At 47.1% G+C, this 26888-nt stretch carries 18 protein-coding genes and 1 pseudogene; 2 read left to right on the forward strand and 17 right to left on the reverse strand.

Going from position 1 to position 26888, the window contains the following annotated elements:
- Window positions 1-50 precede the first annotated feature (50 nt).
- The 8 genes and pseudogenes from MTP41_RS03095 to MTP41_RS03135 form a co-directional block, all read right to left on the reverse strand.
- Window positions 51-8606 (reverse strand): Eco57I restriction-modification methylase domain-containing protein, encoded by an 8556-nt coding sequence (locus MTP41_RS03095; RefSeq protein WP_442900333.1) that lies wholly within the window; start codon window positions 8604-8606, stop codon window positions 51-53.
- 14 nt (window positions 8607-8620) lie between these two features.
- Entirely contained in the window at window positions 8621-10669 is a 2049-nt protein-coding gene (topB, locus tag MTP41_RS03105) for a type IA DNA topoisomerase (protein WP_249236172.1), read from the reverse strand.
- Window positions 10670-10739: 70 nt separating this feature from the next.
- Entirely contained in the window at window positions 10740-11390 is a 651-nt protein-coding gene (locus tag MTP41_RS03110) for a DUF4366 domain-containing protein (protein ID WP_249236558.1), read from the reverse strand.
- Window positions 11383-11655 carry a DUF4315 family protein gene (locus MTP41_RS03115; RefSeq protein WP_055187021.1) on the reverse strand — a complete coding sequence of 91 codons (273 nt, stop codon included), beginning with the start codon at window positions 11653-11655 and terminating at the stop codon, window positions 11383-11385. Before MTP41_RS03115 ends, MTP41_RS03110 begins: the two co-directional genes overlap by 8 nt.
- 11 nt (window positions 11656-11666) lie before the next feature.
- On the reverse strand, window positions 11667-13673 hold the full coding sequence (locus tag MTP41_RS03120) for a C40 family peptidase (protein WP_249236173.1): 2007 nt from the start codon (window positions 13671-13673) through the stop codon (window positions 11667-11669).
- A gap of 19 nt (window positions 13674-13692) precedes the next feature.
- Window positions 13693-14013 carry a hypothetical protein gene (locus tag MTP41_RS03125; RefSeq protein WP_249236174.1) on the reverse strand — a complete coding sequence of 107 codons (321 nt, stop codon included), beginning with the start codon at window positions 14011-14013 and terminating at the stop codon, window positions 13693-13695.
- Window positions 14010-16034: pseudogene (locus MTP41_RS03130) on the reverse strand (VirB4-like conjugal transfer ATPase, CD1110 family); the annotation flags it as partial. The gene MTP41_RS03125 and the pseudogene MTP41_RS03130, both read right to left, overlap by 4 nt.
- A 697-nt stretch (window positions 16035-16731) precedes the next feature.
- On the reverse strand, window positions 16732-16938 hold the full coding sequence (locus tag MTP41_RS03135; RefSeq protein ID WP_226821248.1) for a hypothetical protein: 207 nt from the start codon (window positions 16936-16938) through the stop codon (window positions 16732-16734).
- Window positions 16939-17221: 283 nt separating this feature from the next.
- Between MTP41_RS03135 and MTP41_RS03140 the strand changes: the two genes are divergently transcribed.
- Together MTP41_RS03140 and MTP41_RS03145 are read left to right on the forward strand one after the other, a co-directional pair.
- A complete protein-coding gene (locus MTP41_RS03140; protein WP_055185268.1) occupies window positions 17222-17623 on the forward strand; it encodes a helix-turn-helix transcriptional regulator in 402 nt (133 codons plus the stop codon).
- Between the two features lie 45 nt (window positions 17624-17668).
- Window positions 17669-18223 (forward strand): ImmA/IrrE family metallo-endopeptidase, encoded by a 555-nt coding sequence (locus MTP41_RS03145; protein WP_249236176.1) that lies wholly within the window; start codon window positions 17669-17671, stop codon window positions 18221-18223.
- 71 nt (window positions 18224-18294) lie between these two features.
- Here the strand turns inward: MTP41_RS03145 and MTP41_RS03150 are convergent, their stop codons facing one another.
- The 9 genes from MTP41_RS03150 to MTP41_RS03190 form a co-directional block, all read right to left on the reverse strand.
- Window positions 18295-18624 carry a hypothetical protein gene (locus MTP41_RS03150; protein WP_249236177.1) on the reverse strand — a complete coding sequence of 110 codons (330 nt, stop codon included), beginning with the start codon at window positions 18622-18624 and terminating at the stop codon, window positions 18295-18297.
- Between the two features lie 231 nt (window positions 18625-18855).
- Complete coding sequence (locus tag MTP41_RS03155; protein WP_249236178.1) at window positions 18856-19467, reverse strand: VanZ family protein; 612 nt, start codon at window positions 19465-19467, stop codon at window positions 18856-18858.
- A 6-nt stretch (window positions 19468-19473) separates the two neighbouring features.
- Window positions 19474-20376: a sugar phosphate nucleotidyltransferase gene (locus MTP41_RS03160; RefSeq protein WP_249236179.1), complete on the reverse strand. Its 903-nt coding sequence runs from the start codon at window positions 20374-20376 to the stop codon at window positions 19474-19476.
- 12 nt (window positions 20377-20388) lie between these two features.
- On the reverse strand, window positions 20389-20499 hold the full coding sequence (locus MTP41_RS15625) for a 4Fe-4S binding protein (RefSeq protein ID WP_330220996.1): 111 nt from the start codon (window positions 20497-20499) through the stop codon (window positions 20389-20391).
- Between the two features lie 64 nt (window positions 20500-20563).
- Entirely contained in the window at window positions 20564-21556 is a 993-nt protein-coding gene (locus tag MTP41_RS03170) for a Coenzyme F420 hydrogenase/dehydrogenase, beta subunit C-terminal domain (RefSeq protein ID WP_249236181.1), read from the reverse strand.
- Window positions 21556-22563, reverse strand: coding sequence for a Coenzyme F420 hydrogenase/dehydrogenase, beta subunit C-terminal domain (locus MTP41_RS03175; protein WP_249236182.1), 1008 nt, complete (start codon window positions 22561-22563; stop codon window positions 21556-21558). Before MTP41_RS03175 ends, MTP41_RS03170 begins: the two co-directional genes overlap by 1 nt.
- A gap of 218 nt (window positions 22564-22781) precedes the next feature.
- Window positions 22782-24188, reverse strand: a complete 1407-nt coding sequence (locus MTP41_RS03180; protein ID WP_249236183.1) for a lipopolysaccharide biosynthesis protein — start codon at window positions 24186-24188, stop codon at window positions 22782-22784.
- 352 nt (window positions 24189-24540) lie between these two features.
- Window positions 24541-25581 (reverse strand): polysaccharide pyruvyl transferase family protein, encoded by a 1041-nt coding sequence (locus tag MTP41_RS03185; protein WP_249236184.1) that lies wholly within the window; start codon window positions 25579-25581, stop codon window positions 24541-24543.
- A 3-nt stretch (window positions 25582-25584) separates the two neighbouring features.
- The gene (locus MTP41_RS03190) at window positions 25585-26841 is read right to left on the reverse strand and encodes an O-antigen ligase family protein (RefSeq protein ID WP_249236185.1); all 1257 of its coding nucleotides are present in this window, start codon (window positions 26839-26841) and stop codon (window positions 25585-25587) included.
- Between the last annotated feature and the right edge of the window lie 47 nt (window positions 26842-26888).

Raw genomic sequence — 26888 nt, forward strand, 5'->3', positions numbered from 1 at the left:
CTCCTTCAAAAAAATGCCCCGCCAGACAAAACTGACGGGGCGGCTCTCATTTACAGTTCCATATCGTGACTTTTCCGCTTCTGGGATTTCTGCGGTTCTGCGCTGCGCTCTGCCTGCTTTGCATGAAGCTGTGCCAGCACAGAAGGTTTCCGCGCATTGTCCGCAGTGCGCTCTGCAACGCGGCCTGCATAGTTCACGGGCTGGCGCGGCCTGTCTGCCACTTCCGTTTCGGCTGCATCCTCGTCCACGCCCAGTGCATCCTCACTGCCCTTTTCATCCATGTTGAGCAGAGAGTTCAGTTCCGCAAGGCGCGCAGATTTTTCAGCCAATTCCGCTTCCTGTGCAAAAGGACGTTTGGCTTCTTCCATTGCCTGCGCCAACTGCTGTTCCAAAGTTTCCAGCCTGCGTTCCACCTGCGGCAGCGTTCTTTCAATGCCTGCCAGCGCATTGGTAACGCGCAGAATGTTACCCTGCGGGTCTTTGCCGACTTCCATCGAGTAGTTCCATGCACCCTTGATGGACAGGCGGAACACCTTATCGAAGTTGTCAAACCGGGAATGCAGTTCAAACGCACCGTAGCTGCCGATTCTGCCCTCGGTGCCTGCTGCTTTCAAAGCCTTGCAAGCCTCGATAATGGATGCACCTGCTTCCTTGCGTTCGCTGTACACCTTACCGCTGATTTCCATAGAGAAGTGGTCTTTGTCCTGCGCCAGAAGCAGTTTTGCCGCTTCCATATCGGTTTTCAGTGCTTCAATCTGACCCTGTGCCACAGCGATTTCTCGCGGATAGCGGCGCGCAATATCCGATTCCAAGCTATAAATCTGGCTGGTGTGATTGGCTTTCAGCAATTTCAGCTTACTGACCTGAATATCCAGATCCATCTTTTCCTTAATGTAGGGATTACCCGTTGCCAGTGCCTTGATTTCGGCATAAGACAGTGCGGTGTCATCTACATCATCACAGGCACGGACAGGCGATTTGGAAGTCATGATCTGAGAAATGAACTTCTGCTTATTTTCCAGAATCTGCCACATATACGAATCAAACGTATTTTCAGTGACATAACGATAGATTTTTACCTGCTTATTCCGGTTTCCCTGCCGAAGAATACGCCCCTCCTGCTGTTCCAGATCAGACGGCTTCCACGGGCAATCCAGATGATGCAGGGCAATCAGCCGATCCTGAATATTGGTTCCTGCGCCAAGTTTCGGCGTAGACCCCATCAGAATACGCACCTGTCCGGCGCGCACCTTTGCAAACAGGTCTGCCTTTTTCGTTTCTGTGTTGTACTCGTGGATGAACGCCACCTCTTCACGGGGAACACCTCTCGCCACCAGCTTCTCCCGCACATCATCGTAGACGTTGAATGTGCCATCGGCTTTTGGTGTCGATAAATCGCAGAAGATCAACTGTGTTCCTCTATCTGCCGCAGATTCTTCCCAGACCTTGAACGCATTGTCCACACAGCGATTCACCTTACTCTCCGGCTCGTCCGGCAGCATCTCGTTCATAAGACGCTGGTCGAGTGCCAGTTTTCTGCCATCGTTGGTGATCTTGAGCATATTATCGAACTTCGGATTCACGCTGCCGTTGCGTACAGCCTCGGCACGGTCTGCAAAGGAACTGACCATTTCTTCCTGCGTTTCGCTCGGTTTCAGCACTTCGTTAATGTACTCTGCTTGCGGCACAGGCAGGTTCAGCATATCTGCTGTCTGTACATCTGCGGATTCCTTGAACAGAGAAATCAGCTCCGGCAGATTAAAGAACCTGGCAAAACGTGTTTTGGCACGGTAGCCGGTTCCTTCCGGGGAAAGCTCAATTGCCGTGACGGTTTCACCAAAGGATGCCGCCCAATCATCGAAGTGGCTCAATCCCATCTTCTGCAGGGTGTCATACTGGAGATAACGCATAATGGTGTACAGCTCCACCATCGAGTTGCTGACCGGGGTTCCGGTTGCAAAGGTCACGCCCTTGCCGCCTGTCAGTTCGTCCAGATACTGACACTTTGCAAACATATCGCTGGATTTCTGTGCATCGGTCTGTGCAATACCTGCGATATTCCGCATTTTTGTGTAGAGGAACATATTTTTATAGAAATGTGACTCGTCCACAAACAGACGGTCAACACCCAGTTCCTCAAATGTAACTACATCATCCTTTCTCGTCTGGTCGTTCAGCTTTTGCAGCTTTGCTTCCAGCATTTTCTTTGTTTTTTCCATCTGCTTGACCGTAAAACTGCGACTATCCTCACTCCGGGCATCGGCCAGAGCCAGCGTAATATCGTCGATCTGACGCTCTACAATGGCTTTCTGCCGTTCCGGGGAAAGCGGCACACGCTCAAACTGCGAATGACCGATCACGATGGCATCGTAATCGCCGGTTGCGATACGGGAGCAGAACTGCTTTCGATTGCTGGGTTCAAAATCCTTCTTCGTTGCCACCAACACATTCGCATTGGGATAGAGCCGCAGGAAATCTGCGCCCCACTGCTCTGTGAGGTGGTTCGGCACCACATAGAGGTTTTTCTGCGACAGGCCCAGTCTGCGGCTCTCCATGCCGGCAGCAATCATCTGGAAGGTCTTGCCTGCGCCCACGCAATGCGCCAGCAGCGTATTGTTGCCGTACAGAATGTGCGCTACCGCATTTTTCTGGTGCGGCATCAGAGAGATTTCCGGGGTCATGCCCTCGAAGCGGATGTGACTGCCATCGTACTCACGGGGCCGAATCGCATTGAAAATCCGATTATAGGTCGCACACAAATCCTCACGGCGATCTAAATCTTTGAAAATCCACTGCTTAAACGCTTCCCGAATGGATTCCTGCGCTTGCTGTGCAAGCATGGTTTCCTGCTTATTCAGCACACGATGGTCGCCATCCGCATCGTGAATCGTATCGTAGATTTTGGTATCGCGGAGATTCAGCGCATCTTCCAGCAGCTTATAGCCGTTGACGCGCAGGGTTCCGTAAGTGTTGGTGACAAGCGGATTGCCGCGATCCAGCGACTTGCCCGAAATGTTCCATGCACCAGAAATTTCGGAATAGGTTGCCTTAATGTCAATCCCGGCATAGTAGTTCGGTGTTTTGAACACTTCTTTCATAAACTGCGTGATGTACTCCGGCTTTACCCAGTTTGCACCAAGCCGCACTTCAATTTCCGAAGCATCCAAATCCTTGGGCTGTACCCGTTTCAGGTAATCCACATTGATTTGATATTCAGCATGGTTTGCCACAAAGGTTTCTGCTGTGGCCAGTTTTTCACGAACATTGCCGGACAGGTATTCATCCGAGGTTTCCCACTGCTGTGTCACAGGGTTTCGGAAAATCGCACCTGCCAGTTCATCCGTGATCTCCTGTTCCGGTTTACCGCAGAGCTGCACCATAAACGGCACATCCACCTTTGCTTTTTCTCCAATGGAAAGTGCCAGGGCTTCGCTTGGCGTGTCCACTGAGGTAACAGGCTCCGGCTTACGGATGGTACGTTTGGTAAAAATATCGGCCAGCCGTTTGAGATTCTTCTCCTCGTCCAGAATTTCCAGTGATGCCAGCAGACAATAGCTGCTGTCCTGTCGGAATGCCCGCTTGTTGGCCGTGCTGTTGATAAGGCCATACTGCGCCTTAAATGCAGTGTACTGCTGTTTCAGTTCATTCTGTAAAAGCTGTACTTCCGCATCCGAACCATCATGCAGCTGACAATCCAACAGCTTCCGGGTGGTTTCCCGCAGAGCGATCATGCCCAGCACCCGCTCTGCAGTTACGGCAGGCAGTTCTACCTTGTTCATAAAGGAGTTTTCACGGTAGTAAATCTGCCCATCCACGTTCGTGAAGCTGAAATTCTTCACGCTGGGGTCTGCTGGAATAGGTTCTTCCTGCACTTCCAGCTCATCATCGGAGATTTCCGGCTCCGTGATGGTAGCCTGGATGTTGCCGACTGCCTCTTTTAACTGCTTAGCAAGGTCTGCTCCCTCGATGGGCTTGACCGTAATTTCCTGCTTACCGTACTGGGTGCTTTCGGTGGTGATCTCGCCCAGCACCATTTCAGGATGCTGCGCAAAATACTGGTTGATGGAATATCCCTCCGACGTTTCACCGAGATCCACCCAGTCAGCCCGTTCCACCGCTGCACGGTCACGCTTCTGCAGGAACAGAATGTCAGCCACCACGCCCGTGTTGGCATTGCGCTGGAACGCATTGTTCGGCAGACGAATCGCGCCTACCAGATCGGCACGGTTGGCAAGGTACTCACGGACAGAGGAATCCTTCTTATCCATCGTACCGCTGGACGTTACCACTGCTACCACACCGCCCGGACGCACAAGGTCAAGGCTCTTGGCGATAAAATAATCGTGGATGAGGAAATTGTGGCGATCATACCGCTTGTCCGGTACTTTGTAATTGCCGAACGGTACGTTGCCCACAACACAGTCAAAAAAGCTGTCCGGGAACTGCATCGTTTCAAAGCCCTGCACCGCAATCTTGTTTTTCTGGTACAACTGCTGTGCAATGCGGCCTGAAATGCTGTCCAGCTCCACACCGTACATCCGAATCTTTTCCATGCTGACCGGCACCAGACCCATGAAATTGCCGACACCGCAGGACGGTTCCAGCACATTGCCTTTGGACAATCCCATATTGCCCAGAGCTTCATACATTGCCTTGATGACCGTAGGGGAAGTGTAAAACGCATTCAGGGTACTGGCGCGGGCTTCCTTATACTCATCTGCCGTGAGCAGGGACTGCAGTTCGGCATACTCTTTCAACCATTCCGCGTTGTTTTCATCGAACGCCTGCGGAATGCCGCCCCAGCCCACATACCGAGAAAGGATTTCCTGTTCCTCCGCTGTGGCCTGCCGCTGCTCTGCATCCAGCGTTTGCAGCACCCGAATGGCTTCCACATTGGCTTTATACTTTGTTTTCGGCCCTCCTGCGCCGAGATCATCGTCCGTAATACGGAAGTTCATAGGTTCCTGTTTGGGCTGTACAGGCTGTTCTGTTTCTGCTTCACTGTCCAGTGGAAGGTTGTGCTGCCGCCTTGCATGGTTGACCTCTGCCGGGGTCATAGGTTGCTTGGTCAGTGGTTCAAGGACTTCCTCTGCCGCCGCACGGCTGATGGCATCCGTTCTGTTCTGCACATCTGCGATCAGCTGCATCTGTTCCGGCGGAAAGTCAGGGTTAAGCAGTTCTTCCAACTCGCCACCCGATTCTGCCACCGAATAGATCACATCCATCTGCTCCGGGGAAAAATCTTCGTAGGCTACACCTGCATTGTGCAGAGCCGTAAAGACCGTAATTTCCACCGCTTCTTCCATCGGCACATCAGCCTGTTCGTACAAATGCCGAATGTACTCCAGCGGTTCCGTTCGGAAGATTGGATACCGGGCTTCTTTCGCAAGGGTCATGTCCTGCAAACTGACCGTTCCCTGCTCAAAGTTGACCGAATCCACACGGAACTCTCTATCGTCCAGTTCAACGATGGTATTGACTGGCAGATATTCCTCTCTGCGGAAATACTTTGTCTGCGCATGGGTTCCATCTTCCTGCTGGCCGGACAGATAGATACTCTCCCCCTGTTTCCAGAGCTTCATTGCCTGCGAAACCCACTGTTCACGCGGAAAACCAGATACCTTAACCTTGCCGAGTGCGGTTTCCTTTTCCAACAGCTTGCTGCTAAGAAGTTCTGAAACGCGCTTTGCATCCTCGCCGTAGAACTCAAAGTTTCCGTACTGCTCATAGCCGACCAGAGCATCCGGGTAGCGCTCTTTCAGAGTGTTATACTCGTTGGCAGCATCCAGTGGCAGGGGCTGCAGCGTCTGCTCCGAAGACTTTTCATCTGCAATGGACACATCTTTTGGGGGTTCCTCAACCGCTGCGGCGGTTGACTGCTCTTTCGCTTGCGGCTCCTGCTCCATGAAGTCAAACATGGACATCTGTCCCTGTTCAGGAACCGCAATCTCAACAGCCCTCTTCTTTTCCGGGAAAATCGTGTACGTTCCCTCGACATATTGGTGCAGGATAGAGAGGGATTCTGCCTTACGCTCATATTCTCCCGAATCCAGCGGCACGGACAGCAGTGCATTGTCCATCTGCTCCAGCAGTTCCACCGCCTGTTCAGGGGCTTCCAGCTTTTCAACGAGAGCCTTTCGTCCTTCTTCATGGTAAAGGTCTTGCGGATAAGGCCGCTCCACGTCGTTCGGCAGATGGTGATAGAATCCCATCACCCGCATTGCCATCCGCTCGCGCTCATAAGCAGGCATCCGGGAGTAGTCTGCCGGCTTCAAATACTCACTGTCACGGATAAGCTGGTCGATTCGGCCTGCGGCCTGATTCCAGTTCAGATGAACGCTTGCATCCGGGTTCCCGTATGAGCCACGCTCCAAAGAAATGCCCCTGCCATCGTGATCTTCGTGAGAATCGTCTGCCCCGCAGAGTGCATGGCTGCTGCCGCCGATCCCGTAATGCTCTTTCAGGAAGTCAGCCCGTTCTTTTTTGTCCTCATGATTCAGAAAGAACGAATAGATTGCCAGCCGACTATCCGAGTAATTGCTTCCCCGCGTGAAATATCCATTGATTTCATCTTCCGTGATGAATCGTTTGTACTCATTCCAGTGAAAGCCATCCCGCGCCGAGTAGTTTTGATAAGGCTTTGCAAACTGCTGAAACAGAGCTGCCACTTTATCCGGCTTATAAAAGTGCATCCGCATCAGATCTTTATCTTCGGCATAGGCTTCCCCCAGCGCAGACAATCTCTCGTTGAGGTCAGTCAGAAAATCTGTATCATCCAGCAAGCCTGCCAGCCTGTCCGTCAGTTCCGGGAAACCGCCCCGGAAGATTTCTGTATCCTGAAACACTGCTTCAGCAACACCGTCTGCCAAATCACGTTCCATATAAGCCAACGTCTGCGCGTGTTCCTGTAAGGCGTTCTGCCGTGCAGCATCCAGAACCGCCTGCGGCGCATACTCGCCCTGCCGGAGCAGTTCATGGATACGATTGCTGATATCCTCCCACGAAAGAAACGCATTGACAACCGTGCCGCCCTTGGCCGTGCTGCCTGCTGCAATACGCAGCCCTAAATCATCGAACCAGACCGCATACTTTGCACCACCAATTTCAAAGCCTTTGCCGCCCGTACCATATTCGTTTTTCACGAACTCCGTGTATTCTTCCGGGGTTTTCTCGACCATAAAATTGTAGATCAGGCGCAGCTGGCCTTTGCTGCGGTTGCTGCCCGTGCGCAGGATTTCATCGACTACTTCGGAATCAAGTGCAATTTCATCCGCATACCGCGCTTGGATTGGTGCTTCAATGGCGCGGATCTGCTGTTCCACGGTCGGCAAATCAGGAAAAGAAAAAGCAGAGGCAATTTCTTCCTCTGCTTCGCTCAAATCCTGTTCTGTTGTCGGTTCGGTTAATTGTATACCAATTCCTTCAAGACGATTTCTTCTGCCATCGCCGTCAGGCTGTTCTGATGTGCCGCCCATGCCAGCGGGTCTTTCTCCTTGTTCGGTGCCGGAAACTTCTCGTTCAGACTGTCCAGCAGGGTTTCCACCCGACTCTCCGCTGCTTCCTCGATCTGCGCCAGATGCTGGTTCAGCCTGCCGCTCATCAGCATACTCTGATACCAGTTCCTTCGGTTCTCTTTCAGGTACGTCCTGCGCAGCATCCCGTACTTCCCGATAATCTGCGGCTCGTCCTTCACGGCCAGATTCGGGAACAGATAATCTCCCTTGCGGTAATACGTCAACTCCATTTTCTTGTCCTCCTTTGGTCGTGGTATCTTCGGTTTCACGCTTTAACGCGTTAAAGTCCGTATTTGTATTATACAAGCTATCAACGGATTTTTCAAGCTGCTGCGTGATTTCTTTTTTGTAAATTTTCCGCATCTCTCGGCCAATGTCAAAAAGAACCGCTTCGCACTGTTCGGAAACCGCGTTGCCAAGGAACGACAGCACAGGCAGCTTGTTGAAATCCACGATGCGGATAAAGTCATCATCGTCCAGTACATCCAAAGGCTCCTGCCCGCAGCGGCGGGAAAGCGTATAGAAGATACTGTTGGTCATCAGTTCCCGGAAACGGACACGGATGTTATCTTCGTCCAGTTCCTCCAGAAAAGTGTCTTTCACCTCATAGGCCAGACCGTCCATCGCTTCATCCAGATTGTCGGCAGTCAACTGCTGTGCCAGTTCCAGCAGGGCAGTATTCATGCTGTCTGTCTGCGACAGGCCGTAGGTATCTGCCAGATGGTCTAAGATAGCCTGCTCATGCTCGTGGCTGTCCAGATTCCATAAGAGCGGTGTTCTGCCGCCGCGCACCAGATGGGTGTCAGCAATATCGAACACATACCGCAGTTTGGTACGCGGTCCGGTATCATCCAGAAGCGCGATGCCTTTTGCGCCACGGTTGACCCATCGGCTCATTTTCTGATTCCAGAGTTCCAGTTCTGCGCAGGCGGTTGCATCAGGTCGCTGCGCGTGGATCAGGAGCGCATCGGTAAACGAATAGCGGTACAGCCGCGCCGCCACATCCAGATAACTCATCCAGTCCTGTGGCGAGTTACTGACATACCGGGCGTTCTGCTGCGCCAATTCTCGAATATCGTTAATCTGTGGCAAGGGTCAAACCTCCTTTACGTTTTCATTTTCATCGGTGTTTTGGGAAATTCCAGACTGTACTGTGCGCGGCCCTCTTCGACGCGCATCACAAGGTCAGCGGCGAATGTCTTATCTTTTTTCGCGGAATAAAAGTCTTTTACATGGGTGCGGCCTTTCTTCAAAAGGTCTACCGCCATCTTCTTGTCCAGCGTTTTTCTCATGTTGGACAAGTATCTGCTTTCTTTCCAAAGGGCGAATTTGCAGCTGCGGTCTGCACAACAAAAGCTGAGCTTACTCTCATGTACAGGATTTCCGCAGACCGGGCAGCTTCCTACGCTTACCTTATTATGATGGGGAGCTGCCGCGACGGTAGGAATCTGCCGGAGGTCAGCCAGCATCTTGTCGATCAGTCCATGGATGCCCTGCATAAAATCATGGGGCTTGATCTCACCGCGCTCCATCCGCAGCAGGTCATTTTCCCATTCGGCTGTCATGCTGGCAGATTTCAGGTAGTCCGGGATATTGTGAATCGCTGCCACACCGTCCTCCGTTGGAATCATCTGCCTGCCCTTGCGCTGCACATAGCCGGAGGATACCAGCTTTTCCAAAATTGCGGCGCGCGTTGCAGGGGTTCCCAGGCCTTTCTTCTCCGTGTCCTTATCAAATTCTTTGTTGCCTGCCGTTTCCATGGCCGACAACAGGGTATCTTCGGTGTAGACTTTCGGCGGCGAAGTAAAGCCCTGCTTTTTCTCTGCCCGTACCACAGGAAGAACGGTTCCCTGCTCCAGCTTTTTCGGAAGCGGCACATCCTTGTTCTTCTCCGGCTCCACAAGCGGAACAGGTTTTGCAGTATAACCAGGCTGCAGAACATCCTTATATTTTGCCGTGAAGTTCCTGCCCTGGCAGCACACTGTTACCAGCACATCCTCATAGATGAACGGCGGCTGCACAGCCTGCACCAGTTTCCAGATGATAAGCGAAAGAATCTTCTGTTTGGTTTCGGACAACTTTTCCTTATTACACTTTGCGCCCTGCATCGTCGGCAGGATCGCGTGGTGGTCTGTGACTTTGCTGTTATTGATAACGCAGCTCACATCCACAGTCTGGCCATCCAGAGCCAGTACCAGAGATTCCACTGTCTTGCGCATATCCTCGGTCACAAACTGGCTGTCCGTTCTGGGATATGTCACCAGCTTTTCTTCATACAGTTCCTGCAATGCCTGCAAGGTCTGGCTTGCAGGCAGACCATAATAGCGGTTTGCTTCTCGCTGCAAGGTCGTCAGGTCATACAGCTTCGGGGGCTTCTTTTCTACCCTCTTGCGTTCGATGCTGCCGACCACCGCGCACTGCCCATCACAAGCAACCTGCATAGCATCTGCGTCCTGCTCCTGCGCCATCTGTTCCGATACCGCTACGACACCTGCGCCGGACAGTTCCACTTTATAATAGGGTTCCTTTACAAAGTTCTGGATTTTAGCCTGCCGTTCGGCCAGCATCGCCAGCGTCGGGGTCTGCACCCGGCCAATGGTCTGTTTTCTGCCGTACTTTTTCGTAAAAGCACGGGTTCCGTTCATGCCGATCAGCCAGTCCGCTTTTGCCCTGCACTCGGACGCTGCAAACAGATTATCATACGCCGCACCATCTTTCAGGTTTTCAAAGCCCTGCTGGATAGCGGCATCCTCCATGCTGCTGATCCATAGCCGCTTGATGGGGAGGTTGCTTCCGGCAAGAGCATACACACGCCGGAAAATTGCTTCGCCCTCGCGCCCGGCGTCGCAGGCGTTCACCACATAATCGAATTTCTTGCTGCGGAGCAGTTTACGCAGGACATTGAACTGCGGCTTCTTGGTGCTATGCACCAGCAGTTTCCACTCGACAGGGAGAATCGGCAAATCCTCAAAACGCCAGCTTTCATAGCGTTCATCATAGTGTTCCGGGGCTGCATACTCTGCCAGATGCCCCAGACACCAGCTGACCACGCAATCCCCACCCTCCAGATACCCGTCCTCCTGCCGATATGCACCGATCACTTTTGCAATGGATTTCGATACACTCGGTTTTTCTGCAATCACCAGATATTTCAACGCTTTCTCCTTTTTGAAAAAAGCAGGGATAGCCTTTCGACTACCCCTGCATCCTTATGTTACGGTTTTCTTATGTGTCATTTTCGTTGTCCGGCTGATTATCTTCGTTCACAGTCGCAAGGCTCTGGTCGGTTTCCAGATTTTCACTCTGCGGCGTTTCTTCTTTCGGCTTCGGCTTATAAATGTAGAAGTAGAAGAAAGCACCTGCACCGCCCAGTGCCGCCACGAATACCAGCAGCAGAATCTTATTCATGCCACCGCTCGATTCCTCTTTCGGTTCTTCGATTTCCACATCCGGGGTAGGTTCGGGTTTGGTTTCGGGCAGAACTACCGCAGGCGTTTCTTCTTCCTGCTTGCCGTTCCGCTCTTCATCGTCCAGAAACTCCTGCAAATCGTACTCGTCGATCATCGAGAGCATATAGACGTTCTCACTGTTCCGCGCCCGGTCGATCACCAGAAAGAACGTGTTGCCTCCCTTGGTCTTTACTGTGAAGAACTCCTTGCTGGGGTCATCTACGATGTTGTCCTCCACCTCGCCGTTGCCTGCGATGGTGAACGGGATCTTTTCTTCCTCCGTTGGCTCGGCTTCCTCGACCACTTGCACAGGTTCCTCCGCCACCGCAGTGGTATCCACATAAGCAAAGACCGGTGTCGAAAAGCCCACTGCCATCAGCAGGGTCAGAATTGTGCTGGGGATAACAACTCCCAGCCGTTTAAGCATCTTTTTCAATCGCTTCCTCCGTTTCTGCTTCCTCCGAAGCGTTGTTTACAGCGGTCAGGAACGTCACGTTGCCCGCCTGAATGTTGTCCAGCAGAGCCAGCAGTTCGCGCCCGCCCATCTTGGTGCTGCGGATGGCACGAATGATCTCGCTGTCCTCTTCCTTTTTCTGTGCTGCCCGGATGGTTCTCAGCCGTTCTTCCAGTTCCGCGATCTGCTGTTCCGTCTTTTCGGCTTCATCCAGATATTTCTGTAATTTTTTGCCCATCGGCCCTCCTTTCAGTTGATGCGGCCAAAGCCTAAAAAGTGGCTCTGCCAGTAGGTCGAATTGATGCTGGTATAGGAAATGGGGTCGCCGCAGTGGATCATCATGCCATTGCCGACGTAGATTCCAACGTGCGACGCGCCAACGGTGTTATAGGTTTTCTCAAAGAAAATCAAGTCACCAGGCTGTGCATCCGCAGGAGAGACATAGCTGCATTTTCCTCGCAGACCGTTGGCCGTTGTACGCCCAACGCTCCACCCATTGCCGCTGTTATTGATGACCCAGCAGACGAAGCCGGAGCAGTCAAAACTGGTGCTTGGGGAACTGCCGCCCCACACATACGGCATACCTAGATACTTTTCGGCTTCCTCAATCATCCTTGCGAACTTTTCATCCGAAAGGGCTTCCGATGGAATATCATACTTGAAACCACCGCCGGAGCCACCAGCACCGCCTGTGCCGATACTGCCCGTTGTGCCGCCGCTGTATGTCGGGGAGCCTGCGCCGAACAGTTCGGGGCGGTTGCCGTAGGTCAGGTTATAGGCATCGTACCGTCCGGTTTGCTTCCGGTTCATGTTCTTCCGCGCGATGGTATCGAAGCCCTTATTTTTCAGCAGGACATTGAGGATTTTATACTCGTACTCCACTTCTTCCTGATAGGTATAGGTTTCCATACTGACATTTCCAAAAGCGTCAATCGTTGGCCGAATCCCTACTCTGGTTTCCATGCGAGTGCGAATCTCAATGGTTTCCCACACTTTCAGGAGATACTGTTGCTTGAACAGTTCTTTGATAACAGGCTTGACCTGTCCTCTGGTGAACTGCTCATAAACCGCAGTCAGATGGGAAATAAGCTGATACGGGTCATGCCCGATCTCATCCAGCTGATAACGGTATTCATCATAGCCCGGATGGGTGGATTCCATCTGCCGAATCTGCTTATCCAGTTCTTTTTCCAGTTCCAGATAATCCTCTTCTGCACCTTTCATGTCGGCATCTTTGCTGGGGTAGGTCGTTCCCACAAAGGTACTGCCCGTTCCCTGAATTGCCGCACCACAGCTTGAAAAGGCTCCCAACATGACCATCACCAGCAGGATGCCAACACCAATACTGACCCACAGGGTTTTATTCTGCACGACGATCTCCTGCACCGCCGCTTTCGCTTTCTCCGTAATGGTGTTTGTTGCCGCTGCTGCCTGCTTGCTGGCGGCAGTTCCGACTTTCTGGCCGCGCTTGGCGGCTGCATAGGCATCCTTATACTGCTTTTTCTGGTAAAACTTCGCACCGACTGTTTTTGCTTCACCTCCTGCGGCAGTCGGTGGCGGCTGGGGCCGTTTCTTTTTCAGCGACGGTTCTGCTACATTTTCTGCCGTGCCGCCCTCGCCCTCGGTGAATTTCAGGCGGCTGGACTTCTGATCCTCGCCACCTCTTTTCTCTGCTCTGGCAGATTTGTCTTTGGGCTTTTTTCTATCTTTGACAAAGTGGTGCAGGCGTTCGGCGGTTTCTTCCGACTTGTGAGCAGCTTCCACGCCGGAGTTGTCCTTTTCTACCTGATGTACTTTCTGATGGGCGAACCCGATGGCGGTATCCACTCCTTTCTTGGCCACCTTCTTAACACCCATTCCTACGCCACGGACAATGCCGCCTTTTTCATCTTCAAAAGAGAGCCGGCTTTTCTTGGTCTGCGGCTCTGTATCCGGTTCAGCAGATTCATCCTTCGGCTTGCCATCCTCCTGATGAGCTTTGTAATAGTCTGCACTCTGTTTGGCAGTGCTGCGATGCCGGGGCGCATCCTCCTCTCCCTCCTCGGCATCCATGCACCGTTCTTCTTCCACGATAGGTTCTTCGTCAGCTTCCTTTTCTGCAGTTTCTTTTGCCGAATCTTCCTGCTCCGGCTTTTCTGCTGCGGTTGCGGACTTCTGTTCCCCGGTGCGGAGGTTTTCATCTACCAGACCACCCTTGGTCATTTTCTGGACGATTTTATCTCTGCCCCGAAACTTTTTGTCTGCTATGGAAATCACCTCCTTCCGGCTGGAACCGTCATGCGATCAGGGCTGCGTGGGTTTCCCACTTGTCAAGCACCTGTTCCAGCTTCCGGGCAAAGGCGATCAGACGGGCGTTCACTTCCTCACGGTCAAGATAACCGCGGGCTTCCATGTGAAAGCTGTCAGTCAGTTCATCGGCCAGTGTGCCAACGGCATAGAAATCTTCCAGCACCGTATGCACCACCGATTCTTCATCGTGGAAGTTGAGCGGCTCCACCTCACCAAAGGGCGGGCCGGAATCACTTTCGTGCGGCTCCATGTCAGAGTGATGATGAATCTTACGGCTCAGTCGGTCAAAAATGTTCGGTGTGTTCATGCTTCTTTTTTCTCCTTGTATTTTCCCATCTCATTGGGCTTCGTTGTCATCAGACTGTACAGTTTCAGCGAAGTGTCGAACTTATCCTTGAACGGGATAATCGTATTGCCGTAGAACAGCAGCCCCTCGCCCTCGTTGCTGTTCGTCACATACGACAGCTGGAACGGTGAAATATTCAGCTGCTTTGCAAGGATTTGTCGGTCGCCCGATGCCTGGTTGAGCATATAAATAAAATCGCTGTTCTCAAAGATGTTCTCGATTTCCCGGCTTGCGAGCAAATCCTTGATGTTCTGGGTGATGCCTGTGGGTACGCCGCCCCATTTTCGGAACCGCTTCCAGATCTCGACGCTGTATGCTGCGGTCTGTTCCTCTTTCAGCAGGAGGTGGAACTCGTCTATATAGTACCGGGTGTTCTTTTTGCTGTTGCGGTTGATGGTAACGCGGTTCCAGACCTGATCCTGGACGATGAGCATACCCAGTTTTTTCAGCTGTTTGCCCAACTCTTTGATATCGAAACAGATAATTCTGTTATCCAGTTGCACATTGGTCTGGTGATTGAACACTCGCAGCGAACCATTGACGTAGATTTCCAATGCCGTGGCGATACGCTGCGCCTGCCGCTCTTTCTGCTCCCGCAGGCAGTCGTACAGATCACCGAGCGTTGGCATATTTTCCGGCTTCGGGTCGTTCAGATACTTCTGGTAGACCAGCGGCAGGCAGCGGTCTATAACCGACTTTTCTTCTGGCTCCATGCCATCCCGTGCGCCCATGATAAGTTCGCACAGGGAAAGAATAAAGTCCGATTTCATGCCCAGTGGGTTATCATCGTCCGCGTAGTTGAGGTTAATGTCCATCGGGTTGATGTAGTCCTTACTGGTGGACGAAATATGGATAACCTGACCGCCCAACGCTTCCACCAGCGGATAATACTCGCCTTCCGGGTCTGCAACGATAATATCGTCCGTTGTGGTAAAGAATACGTTCGTGATTTCACGCTTTGCACTGAACGACTTACCGCTTCCCGGTGTGCCGAGGATCAGACCGTTCGGGTTTTTCAGCTGCTTCCGGTCTGCCATAATCATGTTGTTGGACACTGCGTTCAAACCGTAATAGAGGGAATCGCCCTCCATAAAAAGCTCCTGCGTGGTGAAGGGAACGAAGATGGCTGTGGAAGTGGTGGTCAGTGCGCGCTTGATGGGAACGAGATTATTTGCCAGCGGCAGGCTGCTCATAAGGCCCTGTTCCTGCAAATAATCCAGACGGTTCAGAGTGCAGTTGAACTTCTGCGCGATACCAGCAGTCTGAAACACAGCACTATCCAATTCCTGCTTGGTCTTGGCTGTATTAAGGAACAGCACCGTAACAAGGAACATACGCTCATTGCGGCTCTGCAGATCATCCAGAATCTTCTTGGCCTCGCCACCATAAGTTGCAAGGTCGCTCGGAATAATTTCCATATCATAACCAGACCTCACAGCTTTCTTCTGTTCCTCGATTTTCATACGGTCCAGGTCGGTAATTTTGCCCTTGATCAGTTTGATGGCTTTCAACTGGTCTACCGACTGCACATGAATACTGACCACCAGATTTTTGTCCATATCCAGGAACTCTGCCAGAATTTTATCCGTCAGTTCCGGGGCAAGGATGTTCAGATAGGATGCAGCACCATAGGTATCGCCCATCATAAAGTCCTTGCCGCTTTTGAACAGGAAACTGGTCGGGGCAATGAAGTCTTTGGTCGTCATGCCGCTCTGCAGGATGCGGTCATAGCTGAAATCGAACTTCTGCTGTTCCTCCTGATGAAAGGTTTCGTACATGATCTGAAGCCGTTCCACGCCGTTCAGCGGGTAGGCTTTCACGCCCAGCACCTTGAAATTGTTGAGAATATCGGTTTCAATACGCTCCAGCCGGGGCTTTGCTTCCCGGACGCTTTTTGCTTCAATGCTGAACGTGATGTACTTCGTCCGAACCAGACCGTTGTTACCCTTGGCAAGCTGCTGTTTCAGCATCTGCGCATATTCCATATGCCACTCGCAGTTTTCAAAGTATTCTTCCTTGATCACTTCGCCCTTTCCCTTTGATGCACCGTAGGCATAGTCTCCACAGCAGTCATGGATATGGAACACGGTGTTTCGCTTTCCTGTAGAAAACCAAACATAGCCGCTGTGATAAAGCGTCAGGTGACTGTCGTGCTCAAATTCTTTACGCAGAAGAATCCGCCCATCTTCCAAAAGCACCTTTGGAGAGGGTACGCGCTTGGTATGTACCGGTGCTTTTACCATTTCCTTGACCTTTTTCAATGTAAGCATTTTGTCCACCTTTCTGCCTTTCGGCTTCGGGTGAACTGAAAAAAGCAGCAAAAATCGTCTCAGATTCACCCGTTTTTTTTGAACGGGAATCTAAGATTCCTCTTGCTGCTTTCTATTATTTTTTTAAGTCCCTATACTAACATGAATCCGTAGAGCCACCTGGGAATACAGATTTTCAAGAAAATTAAAAAAGAAAAAGCCGGAACAGGATGAACTACTTACAGGCGCACTACTGCGCTGTATTCGCTCATTCTGTCCCGGCCTATATCACATATTGCTACGGTATCGCTCTAAACAAACAGATATTATATTGTAGACCCAAAAGGACGTCTGGTGGAGCTGGTCGGCTAACCAGGTGCCGCCTAAGATTCCACCTCTGCGCTTTCAGTGTCCGATGATGCTCTCTGCTTCAGGCTTCTTTCCGATGACTCTCTGCTGTGAAAAATTCGATACTCTTCACAGGAAGGCCGTGAATGCACTCCACCAGAGATTCAGCAGAAATATAATCTTCACAGCCACCACGCTTGATCTGAAGCATATTCTTTCCATCAACGACACTGCGATTCCCGATCCGCAGCCCCTTTGGGGTGCGGATTTCATGTTCTCCGTTGCTCATCTTCTCACGGCCTCCTTTGTGTTGGTTTAAGTTTCTTCTTTTCTTCTATTCAATTTCACCTTTTGAACTTCCGCTCTTTTTTCACCTTTTTCGGCTTGCATATTCACAATTTTTACGGTATAATAATCCAAAAGATGATAGAATATAGCATATATTATAAGCAAGTCATGTCGCCGTGTCAAGAGGAAAATGTGAAAATTCGTTGCATCTTTCAGCTTGAATATTTACAAATTCCTTGCACATTGTTACCGCACGATAACTACTCCATAGAAAGGTTGCAAACATGAAATTTGGAGAGAAAGTTCGCGATCTACGAAAGAAACATTCTTTAACACAGGACGAATTGGCACAATGTCTGGGTATCAACAAAAGAACGATCATCGGATGGGAACGTGATGGCCGCTATCCTCGCAGTATTGAAATGCTTGAAAAGATGGCCGATATATTCCATGTACCTCTGACCTATTTACAGCCGGATCAGTCTTTATTTATCGAACGTGCCGCCGAAGCCTACGGAAAAAAGGGTAAAATAGAAGCCCAGCATCTCGCATTTGAGCTTACTGAGCTATTTGCTAGCGGAGAGTTGACCCCGCAGGATATGGACGGCATTATGTATGAAATGCACAAAGCCTATTTTAAGTATCGAGAACAAAAACGAGAAAAGGAACGAATAATGAACCTGTAAATCACTGTTCTATTCACTATGCCATCCCCGAAAGGAGATCACATTATGGATTCTGCGTTTATTCACCAAGCTGCCAACGAGCTTGTCCAAACTGCCGGAACTCGCAACATTAAACAGATCGCGCGCAGTTGTAGTCTGGACATCAGTGAAACATCTCGCATTAAAGATATGTTGGGTTTACTTTCACTCTATTTTGATAAGCCACTGATCCTTATCAATCGTCAGCTTGACAAACAGACAAAGCAGATGGTGTGCGGCTACGCACTCGGACATTATCTGGAGCATCAGCTGCTTATGGACCTGCATACCATGAACAAGTTTCTGACCATTAAGGATAAGCACATCCGTCTTTACGAGCATAACGCTTTCACATCCCACCTGATGCTGGACAGTGATGAAGTCTATCAAATGACGAAGCGCGGGCTGGATGCTGCTCAGATTGCCGCTGCTAAGGGAATCCACCTGAACCTGGTGCTGGTGAAGCTGCTTGAACTGCATCATCTGGGGTACGATCTGCGTCACTACCACGCCCAGCACCATGCGTTTATCAAACAGTTCAACCTTCCGGCACATTTTCAATTTGATGTTACCGCCGGATGAACTTATGTTCTTATAACCCTAAAACCCGTAATGAACGGCGCGTTACGCCTGTCCATCACGGGTTTTTCGTGTTATTTCAGTTTTTCGAGGATTTCATCAGCACTCATGCCTTCAGCAAGCAGCTTTTTCAGAACAGATTCTGCCTCTGCTTTCTTTGCTTCCTCTGCAGCCTTAGCATCTGCCTTTGCTTTCTTTTCTTCCAGAGTGGCCACTTCTTTTTCGGCCTTCCTCAAAGCAGCCTTTTTTGCTTTCAAATCAGCCTTCAAAGTGTCAATGTTGGCGGTGATGGATGCAATCTCGGCTGTGAGTGCTTCCTTCGCGGACTGCTTTTCCGCAATCTGCGTTGCAAAATCAGCAGTCACAGTTTTGGGCTTATTCTTGCTACCTTTGGTTCTGGGCATAGGTGATAACCTCTTTCCTGTTATGATGGTTTAATTATATCACTGTGGGATAATAAATGAAATATATAATATCGTCCATAATGATAGCACCTATTTGTTTTTCTACATTTATTCGTTATCACATCTCTGCCGATCACAGATCGTTGCCTGCTGCTCACCACGAAGAGGTGTGTGATTATCCGAGCAGCATCGGGAGCCAACGCTCCCAATATTCCACATAATTCTATTCTTTTACAGACGCTTTTTTTCCTTCGTAATTCCGTAGTACATTAAACCGCCAATCATTCCACCGACTGTGTTATAGAACAAATCAGACAGTTGGAATGTACCGATCCTTAAAAACAGCTGTAGCACCTCAATGCTTATCGAAAAAATGAACGCTATCTTTCCGCTATACCACAGTATCTTCTTCCAGCTACTGCCCACTTTCTCTTGAAATGTCCATATAACCATGCTGGTGAACGGCACCATCATGATCACGTTCTCAATGCACTCAGTTGTAAGTTTCTGCTCACCGTTCACGGTCTCCCAGATGCCCCAGCCACCCATGACATTTGACAAAGGATTTAGCCACAGGTTCCGATTCAGCAGCGTTCGGAACAAGATCATCGATGTCACGAAAACCAGTAAGAACATCTTCCGAAAGAACACGCTCTCTTTAAATTTCTGATACCAAGTCACTATTGCGCTCTTCCATCCTTTGCCGGCTTCGGTAGGTTCATAAGCATAAAGATAGAAAAACATAGCTAGGAAGGAAAGCAGGAGTGAAAATCCAAATGGCTCATAGAGAGCAGTCAGGATGTTTGTGATGATCTTTCCGAGTAAATCAATCGTTTCTTTCATCGTCGTTTACAGATCACTGAACAGGTCGGCCTTATACACGCCGTTCTCCAACATCTTCTTGAAGCTGTCCTTTACAGCTGCAACATCCTCATGGTAGGTCATACCATACCAGGTGTCGTTGGTCTTCAGAACTTTTACGGACATCTTTCCCTGCTCCAGCAGTTCGCCGATGAAGATAGGGATCAGATACTCTGCTTTCAGCGGATTGCCCGGAACTTCTTTCTCAAAGAACTCTTTGAAGCCTTCCTCCAGTACATCCAGGAACTCCGGAGTCAATCCCCACATGTTCATGGAAACCAGAGAATTTACATCCACAGCCACGCCGTCTGCTTCCGCTCCAGTTGCGGTCTTTACAATGTTCTTGGTCTCCACAACTTCCGTCAGATTGTTCTGCTCATCCATCTTGCAGATACCACGAGTCACACCACCGTTATCGGACAGAGTATTCTTCAGAACAAAGCCTGCCATGCAGGAATTGCCACCATTCACCAGATACTCATGTACGGCTTTGAAACCTTCCTTGCCATAGTAATCGTCTGCATTGATCACAATGAATGGAGTATCAATCACATTTTTAGCAGCAAGCACGGCCTGACCGGTTCCCCACGGCTTCGTGCGACCTTCCGGCAGAGTTCCCGGGATATCGTTAATATCCTGGAAAGCATAGTCCACAGTTACATTATGAGAAGAGCAAATGGAGGCAATGCGATCACCGATGACCTCTTTGAACTCCCTCTCAATATCCTTGCGGATGATAAATACTACATGGTTGAAGCCAGCCTCGATTGCATCATGAATCGAATAGTCCATGATAATATGTCCAGCATCATCCACCGGCTCTAACTGTTTGATTCCTGTTCCGAAACGGCTACCGATACCGGCGGCCATGATAAGTAATGTTGTGTTCATATTCTTTCTCCTTTACTGTACTCGTGCTGCTTTTATAGGACATACTTTAATACATTGGTAGCACCGCACGCATTTACTTTCATCAATTTGTGGATACTCAAAGCCCTCTTCGTCCTCTACCATAGAAATGGCTTCTTTCGGACAAATGGCATAACAGGCCGTACACCCACAGCAATCTTCTTTTCTTTTATATAATACTGGTATTTTTCTTTCCACCTTTACTCACCAACTTTTTGATTTTTCTCTTTATTTTTCTCAATAGTGATTTTGCATCATTCTTTAATCCAATGCCCCCATATTTCTTGGCAACATACTCAAACGACCGATTTTGGAAATCGTGCCAAAACTGTTCTCTATTGTGGGGCTTTGAAAATGGGGCTTTAAGAGGCGGCTGTAAACTGTCTTCCAACTTTGTCTGCTTCCAGATCAACCTCTCTTTTACTTTTTCAAAAGCCCTTTCACCAGCTTCATTGTTTATCAGCACCAATGAAACGCCCTTGTTATCATCAAACTCAGGAGCTGCTTTTTCGATACCCCAGTAGTCTGCAATTGTAATATCACCCGGATGCATCACAGACTTATAAGGGCATTCGTAGCAACTGGGCCGCAACACCGTATGCCCATAAAAAAGTTCTTTGAACACCCGGCTGCTCGTAGACCTGCCATTTTCAAAACAAAGTGTTTCCACATGGTCATGCCAACCAAAATCCTTCTTATTTCGGAAATCCACCATTGCAACTTCAGAGTGATTTTTCTGCTCTTGCCAACGCAGATATGCGTTCCATACTTTTTTACTTGGCACACCGTGACAGACAATGTCCACACAGAATAGGTTATCATACTCTTTTCCAAGGTATTTTTTCAGTCCAGATACCTGACAGGAAGTTCCAGAAAAAAGTACATCTCTCCTCACATCAAGATCTTCTTTCACATTTCTGAATGTATCACCCAACTTGCTCTGGATGTATTTTGAGCCTCGCATTCGATTACGCTCTTCTGCATTATCAGCGCGAATATGTACGGCATCAAATTCATCCGTCAAAACACACCCATAGACCACACCACCGTTGGATAAAACCTGATCCGAAAGAGCTGTAAAAATACCACCCGATCTGGAAGCTGCTCTTGTTGCTTCATCCTTATGTCTTACTGCATATACTTTAGGCTGCTTCCAATTCATTATGCCGCCCTCCTTTCGGAGTAATCAGCATAATCGAGGTTATTTAGTTCGTACCCCCCCCTCAAAATTTTGATGAGTTTATTCTTTACTTTTGTCTTCATTGGAACTGTTCCATATTTCTTCATCACGAAATCAATTCCTTTCTTTTGATAATCGTTCCAGAATGCATCTCTTTGTTCAGACTTTTGAGTCGGCGCTTCAAGATTCGCCTGCCAACATTGTGTTGTATTGCTTAATCTATAATCCAAATTATCTCGAATCTTTTCAAACAATTCTTCACCCCGGTCAGTATGAATCAAGAACAGAGAATTACCATTAGGGTCATAAAAATCTGGAATAGTCTCTTCAATATGCCAGAAATCCCCAATGGTCATATCTGTTTTTCGTTCTGTGGTCGCATAAGGGCATTCATAGCAAGACGGCCGTAACGCACACCGATTATAAAACACCTTAACATAATCTTTAAGCGGTCTCTCTGACCCGTTGACTTTCACGTAAGCTGTAGGCGATTTCCAACCATTGCGCTTGTCTTTGAAGGTAAGATAAGTTATCCTTCCATCCTTCTTTTGTATTGATTCTGCATATTCTCTCCACAGTTTCGGACTTGGAGAGCCGTGGCAGATAATGTCTACGATATACACCCTATCACGAATTCCTTTTATTTCACTGAACTTCCGAAATCCATCTGATTGACATCCCATGCCAACAAAGAGCAATTCTTTCTTTGGATTATCCATTAACCAATGATACGCTTTCTGGTAAATATCACCGGGCTTGCTCTGCATATATTTTGAGCCTTTTGCTCTTTCACGCTGCTTCTCATCCAGAATCATCTGGAATTCCACAGTATGATTCTCATAATTATAGACTGCAGCCACCACAGCATCTCCGCTTTTCAGAAAAGCATCCGAAAGTGCAGTAAATGCGCCACCAGAAGAACTGCTCATCAAGGCAGATTTGTCTTTTAACCTTCCTGCATATACTATTGTATCTATCAAATCCACCATAGGCTGTTCCTCCTGCGTATTATTTGTTTTTAATTACAGTTTTGACCTTGTGTAAACCAACAAGAAATATAATCGTTGCACAAAAAGCACATTTGTCGCAATATATCTATAAATCGATTAACCTCCGAGCTTATCTACTACTCTCTAAAAAGCAGTAATAAGAATCGAATGAAAAATATAAAATCATGTGGAATACTCTCTTTAATCACAGCCAAAACCTATTTTCCAAAGCGACTTTTTACTAATTTCATGCCAGATTTCAACATATCAACATTCGTCAGCACTGCATAGATTGCTGTGATACAAAGTGCGATGAGCTGAATCATCTTATTTTCACAATAGTATGTTCCTATCAGCATAGTACCAATTAGAATGCTTCCAATAATAATTGGCTTCCGAATTCGCATATGCACAGTCTTATTAACATCAATATAGCGAATGATAAACATTGAAAAGAATGCAACCAGTGTAGATATTGACGCTGCAAAAATCTTAATTTTATTTATTAAAATCAAATTCACTGTAATATTGATTATAGCTGCAGAAATAGAAGTATAAGCAATCTTTTTTGCATTTTTCTGAGCTACATATATGCAACTATATAATCCGACGAGCACTCTAAAAAGCATTGCATACATCAAAATCAAGATTTGATCATATCCAGCGACATACTTCTCATTAATCAAAATCGGGAATACAAATGGCATACACGCAACAATGCCAAAGCATGCAGCTGCAAACAGTTTAAAAAGAGATGTCATTGTTTCCGTTAGAAATTCATCGCGATCCTCATCATCAAAATGTAATGATACTGTCTCCGTCCAGGACAAATTCAAGATATTATAAAAATTGATAAACACATTAGGAAACTTATTTGCTATAGAATAAATACCATTGGCAGCGGTTCCTAAAAAATGTGCAATTATAGTTCTATCCGACGCATTTACAACCCACCAAGCCAGATTATTGGGAATTAAAGGAATAGAATAAGCACCAACCCGTTTGAATACCGTCGGCCGAATACTCTTAACAGAAAAATACTCCCACGCTCTGGATGTAAACACCAAATACAACAACGTCAAAAACTGAGCTATCAGAGTGGACAAGAACAATCCTTGCAGCCCCATTTTCAAAATAGCCAGCGCAATGACATTTAAAACTGTTGTTGCCGAAGCGGATATAAACGATGCAATTGTATATTTAACACTATCTCCCAATCCTCTAACAAATTGAAGAAACAATGCCGTGTAGACATGCAACACCACATACAGCAACAAAAAATATGCATTTTGAATTTTCAAAAAAGGTTCTACACAAACAAAAAGAATAATGTAAATAATACTTTGTATTGTACTAGATAGTAACAGCGTAGAAAAGAGTTTTCCTTGTTCTTCTTTGTTTCCACGATAATCAAGCATAAATCGGAACAGTCCCTGATCCAACTGCCAGTTTACGAGTGGAAGTAATAATGTTGAATATGTGACCAATAAATCAAACGTGCCATACTCTTCCGTTGACAAAATTGCCGTATATAAAGGAAGAAGGAAAAAACTAATACATTGTGTGCATAGTTTTCCCACTGTAAGTATAGCCGTATTTTTTGCTAATTCTGTTTTACGACTCATTAATATTATCCCTCATATAATTAAGTATTTTTTGACTGTGTAGAATTTTTCAGTTCTCAATATCTCAGTGAATGAGCCAAAGCTATAGGCACTTCACTGCGTCAGATACTAAAATGGCAACAGAAGGCTACTCGAAATTAACCTTCATTGATGTTCGTTTAACCATTCCTAGCGTATCTCCATTTCTCTATGGAAAAATATCTTCCATATCCATCAAGAATATCATTGTCTCCAGAAATCCTAACTGCCTTTACCTATAACTATAGTGGCTATCAAGCGGGTGTCCTCCCCCATGGATACTATTCCTATCGACTCATTCCTTGAATTGTTGATTACTGACTCACTTTCCGTTTCAGACTTCACATGATTTAAGAGCGTCTATATATCTCTTTTGTGATTCCTGCCTTTTTCTTTCGATTATAGTCTCGAATAATTCATAACTATGTTGTTTGGTAATCAGGCTCTCAAATTCATCATATGTAGCTGTCAATGACAACATTGTCTCTTCTTTATGTGTCCACTCAAGTAAATCTTTCAATTTTTTTGAACAACTATAGATAGCGCACTTCTTATGATTCAACAATGTGAAAATCGTCCCATGGAATGTCGTTGTATAAACACACTCAGAAAAACGAATATATGAACTAAACTCCATCGGGTGACAGTTAATATTCAAATCACACCAGGACTGATACAAACATATCGATACAAGTTTTAAATTATTCTTTCTTGCATATCTTTTTATATATGCCTGATGTTCTTTAGGAACGCTATATGAATAAACAATCATATATTTATCTTTAATCTTACGTTCGTGCGGAAAATCAAATTCATTAATAGGCAGTAACATCGTAGGATCACAAACAATTTCTACTTGCTTTGCAACAAGTTTTCCAACAATATTCCTAGTATTTTCATCTCTTACACCCACATACGTCATTTTTTCCAAGCACTCTCTAACCCATGGAAAATCATTATAATCCTTGAGTGCTGCCTGTCCTGCACTAGGTGCATATGCTATACAGCTTTTTTGCTCCACACCACCATAAAAAATCGGATTTTGAAATTGTGAAACCTTTATGTTCCAAATTTCATCACTACCTACTACTATACAATCTAAATCATCAGTATTTTTCTGAATATCAAATTCCTTTAATGCCTGAGTCATGCGCTTATAACGTGCACATAAAAAGGGATATCGTTGAATACACCTAATCAATTCCTTTATGGTCTTGGGTTTAGAAAAAAATTCCTTTTTTCGCTGCTTTTCATTTCTCCACTGTATAAAACACACATTATGGTTATTCTTTTCTAAAAAACATTTATTAGCATATGCTTGCAAATAAGCACCGCAGTTCGCCGAATCATACGGAGTTACTATTCCTATTTTCATAATTTACTCTAATTCACTCCCATCATCATTATTAGCATAATTAACACTTATTGCGCATGCAATAAAATACGGCACAAACATTTCACGATCATACAAAGGATTTCCTGTGAAGCCATATAATAAAAAAAATATTTGCATTGCCAACGAAAAATTCATCAAGCAATAATCTTTATTCATATAATCTTGTGGATTTACACGCATTTTTGAATACGTCGACCATGTCCTTACTAGATGAAACAGAAACCATCCACAATAGATTATAAATCCTATTATACCGGTTTCAACAAGTAACTGAATATATATGTTATGAATATTCCAGAACCAGCCACCTTGGTTAACATACTGTCCCCAACCTATACCAACAAGACTATGCTTGCCGAACATAGAAAACGCCTTTAACCATACATCAACTCTACCTACTGACATATCCCCAGTCTCTGCAGTATCAATAAAACGAAAAACAACAGTTGCAAGTGCCGGCACGCAATAACTTGCTACAGCAAATACAGTTAATGCTCCCAATAAAACGCCTATGCATTTTACGAGTCGACTTTTTTTAGCATTTGAATTATATGCAAAATAGCAGAGGTACAACGCAGTAAGTCCAAAAACAGTATGTGCTCTTTTTCCTGATAAAAGCAATGCAGCAACCGATATCAAAAACAATAAATAGTCAGAACGTCTTTTTTCAGTCAATGCATAGCTTCCAAATATCATCGTCCCAACAGCAAGAAGCATTCCATTTGTTGAATAGTGCTTTGTTAACCCTGGGATTCCCGCATTATGATACTGATTAAGAATTGTACTCGCAGCATCCGGGAACAAATTACATACAAAATTTATCGCTGAACTATCTAAAAACATATAAATGGTAAATGCAATATAAATAAAGTAAAGATATCGCCAAGAGCTTACCATTTTTATCATCCAACACCGATCATTGAAACCTCCCGATGCTGAAAATAATATACAGCAGACAAAAAGCAATAAAACCTGGATATACGTTAGACTATAGAATTTAATATTGGGATTATTTCGTACATAAAAGAATATCATTAATGGTATCCACAATAATCCAATATTTTTTTTTATACCTTTAGTGCCAAATATAAAAACAACTTGTCCCGCCAAAATAACTGCAGCACTGAACGGAACTACGCTTGGCAAAAGCGAACCAAGAGACGCTAGCGTAGCAAAAGTCAAAATTGGTATACATTGGAGTAAAAGTCGTAGTTCATGTTTCTTAACTTTTAATTGCATCTATATCCCTCCATCTAGCAAATAGATTTTTCATACAAAATACATTC

The sequence above is a fragment of the Faecalibacterium sp. I4-3-84 genome (genome assembly GCF_023347255.1).
Lineage (GTDB): Bacteria > Bacillota > Clostridia > Oscillospirales > Ruminococcaceae > Faecalibacterium > Faecalibacterium taiwanense.

Coding starts and splice junctions, on each gene's coding strand:
- MTP41_RS03140 (WP_055185268.1), top strand. CDS start 17,222: ATGAAATTTGGAGAGAAAGTTCGCGATCTACGAAAGAAACATTCTTTA.
- MTP41_RS03155 (WP_249236178.1), bottom strand. CDS start 19,467: ATGAAAGAAACGATTGATTTACTCGGAAAGATCATCACAAACATCCTG.
- MTP41_RS03110 (WP_249236558.1), bottom strand. CDS start 11,390: ATGCTTAAACGGCTGGGAGTTGTTATCCCCAGCACAATTCTGACCCTG.
- MTP41_RS03185 (WP_249236184.1), bottom strand. CDS start 25,581: ATGAAAATAGGAATAGTAACTCCGTATGATTCGGCGAACTGCGGTGCT.
- MTP41_RS15625 (WP_330220996.1), bottom strand. CDS start 20,499: ATGGTAGAGGACGAAGAGGGCTTTGAGTATCCACAAATTGATGAAAGT.
- MTP41_RS03135 (WP_226821248.1), bottom strand. CDS start 16,938: ATGAGCAACGGAGAACATGAAATCCGCACCCCAAAGGGGCTGCGGATC.
- MTP41_RS03175 (WP_249236182.1), bottom strand. CDS start 22,563: ATGGTGGATTTGATAGATACAATAGTATATGCAGGAAGGTTAAAAGAC.
- MTP41_RS03170 (WP_249236181.1), bottom strand. CDS start 21,556: ATGAATTGGAAGCAGCCTAAAGTATATGCAGTAAGACATAAGGATGAA.
- MTP41_RS03125 (WP_249236174.1), bottom strand. CDS start 14,013: ATGAACACACCGAACATTTTTGACCGACTGAGCCGTAAGATTCATCAT.
- MTP41_RS03160 (WP_249236179.1), bottom strand. CDS start 20,376: ATGAACACAACATTACTTATCATGGCCGCCGGTATCGGTAGCCGTTTC.
- MTP41_RS03115 (WP_055187021.1), bottom strand. CDS start 11,655: ATGGGCAAAAAATTACAGAAATATCTGGATGAAGCCGAAAAGACGGAA.
- MTP41_RS03145 (WP_249236176.1), top strand. CDS start 17,669: ATGGATTCTGCGTTTATTCACCAAGCTGCCAACGAGCTTGTCCAAACT.
- MTP41_RS03180 (WP_249236183.1), bottom strand. CDS start 24,188: ATGAGTCGTAAAACAGAATTAGCAAAAAATACGGCTATACTTACAGTG.
- MTP41_RS03190 (WP_249236185.1), bottom strand. CDS start 26,841: ATGCAATTAAAAGTTAAGAAACATGAACTACGACTTTTACTCCAATGT.
- MTP41_RS03150 (WP_249236177.1), bottom strand. CDS start 18,624: ATGCCCAGAACCAAAGGTAGCAAGAATAAGCCCAAAACTGTGACTGCT.